This is a genomic window from Sulfurovum sp. bin170 (assembly GCF_010892395.1).
Classification (GTDB): Bacteria; Campylobacterota; Campylobacteria; order Campylobacterales; family Sulfurovaceae; genus UBA1140.
In genome coordinates this window covers 1-5,433 of sequence record NZ_JAACKB010000219.1, presented here as the reverse complement: position 1 = coordinate 5,433, position 5,433 = coordinate 1, and the positions used below count along the sequence as shown (strand labels likewise).

Here is a 5,433-nt window from a genome sequence, read left to right as displayed (position 1 = left end):
TATCATAACTTTTTTACCTTTTTTCTGAAACAGCATAATAGCAACAGAAGGATATTTGTTCTTAGCTTCATCTATAAGCTCTTTTATATCTCCTGTTTCCACCTCATCAACGATTACAGTTACACCATTAATCTCACTAGCCGTCAACTCTTTTTTGGTAGAGTTAAGAGCCGTTTGAAGCTCAACTTTAAGAGTTTTAATCTGCTCTTTAAGTTTGGTTATCCCTGCTATTGGATTTTGATTTTTCAGTTCAGTTTTAATCTCCACAAGAGAGTTTCTAAGAGTGTTAACCTCTGTAATGGCAGAATTTCCACAGATAGCTTCAATCCGTCTAACCCCTGCTGAAACTCCTGACTCTTTGGTAATCATAAAAAGTCCAATCTCTGAAGCACTATTCACATGAGTACCACCACAAAGCTCAACAGAGTTATCTGCAAAACTAACTACTCGAACTTCATCACCATACTTTTCACCAAAGAGAGCCATCGCACCTGAATCTCTTGCATCATCCACAGACATAACCTCTGTTTTTCTACTAATATTACGGTTAATCTTATCATTAACCCAAGCTTCTACTTTTGCTATCTCTTTTGTGGTCATCGCTTGTGGATGAGAGAAGTCAAATCGCAGTCTCTTGTCATCATTGAGTGAACCTGCTTGTGCGATATGCTCACCCAAAAGCTCTCTAAGCCCTGCATGGAGCAGGTGGGTTGCAGAGTGATGTTTCTCTATTTCGGCTCTTTTTGGGTCAACTATTGCTGTTATCTTGTCACCTATTTCTAGGGAACCTTCTACTTCTGATAGATTCATGTCTAGGAATTTTTTGGTGTCTAGGGCTTTGATTGTCGGGGAGGGGGCACCCCGACCTACGGTAATTGTTCCAGAGTCTCCTGTCTGTCCACCTGATTCTGCGTAAAATGGAGTTTTGCTTAGATATACCCAACCTTTTCCATCAACACTATCAACCTGTTTGAAATCCTCATCCAAAAGTGCTAGTACTGTAGCTTCTGCTGTTGTCTCTTCATATCCCACAAACTCATTGACTCCAAAACTCTCTTTGATAGATTTGAAATCACCACTCTGTGCAGCGTCACCTGTACCTTTCCAGTTTGCTTTTGATTGAGTTTTTTGAGTCTCTAATTTTTTGTTAAATGCATCAATGTCAAGTTTGATATTTTCCTCTCTCAACATATCCTCTGTGAGGTCAAGTGGGAAACCGTAGGTATCATTGAGTTTGAATGCAATCTCACCATCAAATATATCCGTTGTATTCTCTAACTCTGCATTGAAAAGTTTAATCCCATCCTCAATAGTACGGAAAAACCTCTCCTCTTCAAGCTTCATGGAAGTTTTAATCGACTCTGCTCTTTGAGGTAGGTAGCTATATTGCTCACCCATCGTCTCCACCAAAACATCAACTAATTTATACATAAATGGCTCTCGCAATCCAAGCAGATACCCATGACGAATTGCACGACGCATGATTCGTCGCAAAACATAACCACGCCCATCTTTATCAAAGTTTACACCTTGTGCCAAGAGAAACGAGCATGAGCGAAGGTGGTCAGCAATCACACGATAACTAGCACTATTATCAGTACTGTAGTTATATGGCATTCCCACAAGCTCACCTAACTTATCTATAAATGGCATAAAAAGTGAAGAGTGATAGTTGTTGAGTTCCCCCTCTTTTATTGCCACAACTCTCTCTAGCCCCATACCTGTATCGATACTTGGTTTTGGAAGTGGATTTAGATTGCCCTCTGCATCTCGTTCATACTGCATAAATACAAGATTCCAAATCTCTAAGAAACGGTCACCCTCTCCACCCAAATAGTCCTCTTTGCCACTGAAATGCTCTGCACCTTGGTCATAAAAAATTTCAGAGCAAGGCCCACAAGCACCAGTATCACCCATCGCCCAAAAGTTCTCTTTGTCATCAAATTTCATGATTCTATCTTTTGAGATATGCTTCTGCCACAACTCATAAGCCTCATCATCATTTTCGTGGACTGTAACCCATATCTTATCAACAGGCAGATTCAAATATTTCTCCGAAGTGATAAACTCCCAAGCATAAGCTATCGCATCCTCTTTGAAATAGTTACCAAAAGAGAAGTTTCCAAGCATCTCAAAAAGTGTATGGTGTCTAGCTGTATAACCGACATTATCAAGGTCGTTGTGTTTTCCACCAGCTCTTAGACAAGTTTGAGAACTGGTTGCTCTTGGAGGAGTTGGGATTGGAGCAGTGCCTGTAAAGATGCTCTTGAATGGAACCATCCCCGCATTGACAAACATAAGTGTACCATCATCATCAATTGGTACTAGTGGGCTACTTGCGTTTAGTGTATGCCCTTTGCGTTGAAAATAGTTTAGAAACTTTTGTCTAATATCCATTGTAAAACCCCGTGTTTTTAATTGTGGGTATTTTAGCTAAAATGAGGTTAAATTGGGGCATTTTGACTATAAAAATATATTTGTCTAAAGTGTAATGGTAGGATACAAGCTAATTCATAATTGAAAAGCTTTCAACTCCTTTTTTATATCACCATAAAGCCCCTCTAGCCATGGGTGTTTATCATTTTTTATCTTTACTTCCATCTTCCTAAAATCTACAGGGGTGAGGATAACTTTTATATTGCCAATCCCCACCTTTTCAGCCAATAGATAAAGCTCCTCTATCTTATCATCACCTATTGGGATACAACCTGTAGTGACACTGTTACCATGTATCATAATATCTCCACCCAAATTGGTTCTTTTTTCTCTTCTTGCCATCTTCCTATCAAAACTGTTAGGGTAGTTTACTCTCATGGAGAGATGAAACTTGCTGTTTGGATTTAGATATGAGATTCCATATATCCCCTCAGGTATCTGTCTATCTCCCTCTCTATATTTGGGTCCCAATCTTCCAGAAAATGCTGTAAATGGATAGGTTGTGAGGTGTACCCACTTGCCATGAAGTTCTGCCCAGACCTCTAAAAGTTTCTCATGTTTCATTCCTATAAGAGTTAGCTTTTTGGGATAGAAGACAAAATCACTATCTGCAAGATGTCGTTTTAGTCTCTGTGTGGAGTTTAGCTCCTCTTTGGGTTCTATTAAAGTGATTACAGGTGGAGTTTCAATTGCATTTGGGTCAACATGTGTGAGATTGCACTCTTTACACTCTATTGGTTGGATATCTTTTTGGATAAAATACTCCTTGTAGTATGGATACCAAATATCTCTGCCTAGAAAATAGAATAGGGTTACTCCTATAGTTAATATTATTATAAAAAATAGAAAATCTATAACTGTTCGTTTCATTATCTCTCCCTGTTTCTATGCCGTAGGTGTGACCATGTCACACACCTAAACCAAATATCGAAAATATTACATTCAAAATAACCAAGCAGTTTATTTTAGATTTGTTGTGTGACATAGTCACACCTACGAAGCATCTCTGCTATCTTATTCTCGTTCCATCCTCTCTGAGGTGGAATGCATACGAGAGTTCAATAAATTAAAAAACTTAATATTGTTATTAATTTTCTGTATGCATTCCACCTGAGGACAGGTGGAACGAGACGGGCATCTCTCTCATCATAATTCGCGAAGCATATCTGCTATTTTTTTAGCTCCATCACTCTTTATCATCTCTCTAAGCTTACTACTCTTTTTGGTCATATCCTCTTCTAAAATAGAGAGAAGCTTGGAGTTATCAATCTCACCCTCTCTCATAATCCAAGCCACACCTTGCTCCTCTAAAAACTTGGCATTGTAGTACTGATGGTCACTTGCAGCGTGAGGGTAGGGGATAAAGAGTGTAGGACATGCAGTGGCTGATAGCTCCCAGAGTGTTGAAGCACCTGCTCTAGCTACTGCAAAATCAGCCTCTTGCATATAGTCGGAGAGTCTATCTGTAAACCCAAAGACAATAGCCCCTATGCCCATATCTCTGTAGGACTGCTCTACCTCTTGGATATTGTTCTCTCCTGCTTGGTGGATGATTCGGATGCCTCTCTCTTTGATGATGAGGGCTAGTTCTAGGGCTAGATTGTTGATAGCTACAGCACCTTGTGAACCACCTAAAAATATGATGGTTTTTATCTCTTTACGGATTCTTGATTTTTCAAAGAACTCTCTTTTGATAGGATAGGAGTGGATAGGGCTATCCTCTTCATATGATGATATGAACGCTTTGGCGTGATTTCTAAGGAGTCTATTTAGTGAGCCAATGGCTGCATTTTGTTCATGAATGATGATGGGAATTTTTAGCATCTTTGCAGCAAATGAGGTGGGTGCAGCAGAGAATCCACCAACACAGAAAACAACTTTTGCATTAACTTTTTTTAGGATTTTTCTAGCCTCTATAGTTGCTTTTATAAGCATATAGAGAGATTTAAATTTGCCAAGTACTCCTTGGTTTACAACTCCTTGTGTATCAAGAAAATGTACAGATTTAAACTGTTTATCCTCTCCAAACCAAGCTCTATCTTGACCTTTTGTTGAGCCTATATAGATGAGGTTTTCACCCTCAAGCTCCTCTTTTACTGCTTTTATAATTGCTAAGTGACCACCTGTGCCACCACCTGTCATGACTATAGACATTTTATCCTCCTCTTTTTGGTATTACTTTTTTTGAAATCATTAAGATTAGACCTATACTTAGACAAGAAGCGACTATCTGTGAGCCTCCATAGCTTATAAATGGTACAGCAATTCCCTTGATAGGAGTTATACCAGATATACCAAAACTATTTATAATAAACGAAAAGGCAATGAGTAGGGCGGCTCCTACACAGAAGAGATAGTAGCTAGGATTATCAACTCTTGCTGCTATTTTGAAGATACGAAATATGATAAATAGTATCGTTAGAGTAACAATAAGGATAGAGATAAATCCCAACTCCTCCATCATCCCTGCTAAAACAAAGTCTGTATGCACTTCGGAGAGAAACCCAAGTTTATACTGACCGTTACCTATCCCTTGTCCCCACAAACCTCCATGATGTATAGCATCTAAAGAGTTTGATATTTGATAAGTCTCTAGTCTATTTGCAGAGTTATCAAAAGATAGGAACCACTCTTGGATTCGTTTTAATCTGTGAGGTTGAGTGATAATGAGTAGGATTAACCCAAATATTCCAATTCCAAATAGTATAGAGAAGAATCGAAAGCTACTTCCTACTAGAAGAAATAGAACCAACAGAGTAGCTGATAGAACGACTGTTTGCCCCAAATCTTTTTGAAAGACAGCTATAAGAAGAGTCGATACAATCAGAACAACAAGATAGGGTATAAAAAGTTTTATCTCATCTCTAAGCTCCATCTTCCTTTTGGCAATCTAGTACGAACAAGACTCCAAGAGATAAACATGATAAATCCAATTTTGTAAAACTCTACAGGGGTGATTGAGACTGAACCGAGACTTATCCATCGTTTGGCTCCACC

At 38.8% G+C, this 5,433-nt stretch carries 5 protein-coding genes; all 5 read right to left on the bottom strand.

The window, feature by feature from the left end; genetic code table 11:
* A partial coding sequence (gene alaS / locus GSY74_RS05170) for an alanine--tRNA ligase (RefSeq protein WP_164664040.1) occupies positions 1 to 2,397 on the bottom strand: 2,397 nt, incomplete at its 3' end.
* A gap of 114 nt (positions 2,398 to 2,511) precedes the next feature.
* On the bottom strand, positions 2,512 to 3,306 hold the full coding sequence (locus GSY74_RS05165; protein ID WP_164664039.1) for a L,D-transpeptidase family protein: 795 nt from the start codon (positions 3,304 to 3,306) through the stop codon (positions 2,512 to 2,514).
* A 276-nt stretch (positions 3,307 to 3,582) separates the two neighbouring features.
* Positions 3,583 to 4,590, bottom strand: a complete 1,008-nt coding sequence (murG, locus tag GSY74_RS05160) for an undecaprenyldiphospho-muramoylpentapeptide beta-N-acetylglucosaminyltransferase (RefSeq protein ID WP_164664038.1) — start codon at positions 4,588 to 4,590, stop codon at positions 3,583 to 3,585.
* 1 nt (position 4,591) lies between these two features.
* Positions 4,592 to 5,311 (bottom strand): FtsW/RodA/SpoVE family cell cycle protein, encoded by a 720-nt coding sequence (locus GSY74_RS05155; RefSeq protein ID WP_164664037.1) that lies wholly within the window; start codon positions 5,309 to 5,311, stop codon positions 4,592 to 4,594.
* Positions 5,290 to 5,394 carry a hypothetical protein gene (locus GSY74_RS11025; RefSeq protein ID WP_370518770.1) on the bottom strand — a complete coding sequence of 35 codons (105 nt, stop codon included), beginning with the start codon at positions 5,392 to 5,394 and terminating at the stop codon, positions 5,290 to 5,292. The genes GSY74_RS05155 and GSY74_RS11025 overlap by 22 nt, the downstream gene beginning before the upstream one ends.
* Between the last annotated feature and the right edge of the window lie 39 nt (positions 5,395 to 5,433).

Bases quoted from the DNA above. Each gene is read 5' to 3' on its own strand.
- GSY74_RS05165 (WP_164664039.1), bottom strand. From the start codon at position 3,306: ATGAAACGAACAGTTATAGATTTTCTATTTTTTATAATAATATTAACT.
- murG (WP_164664038.1), bottom strand. From the start codon at position 4,590: ATGTCTATAGTCATGACAGGTGGTGGCACAGGTGGTCACTTAGCAATT.
- GSY74_RS05155 (WP_164664037.1), bottom strand. From the start codon at position 5,311: ATGGAGCTTAGAGATGAGATAAAACTTTTTATACCCTATCTTGTTGTT.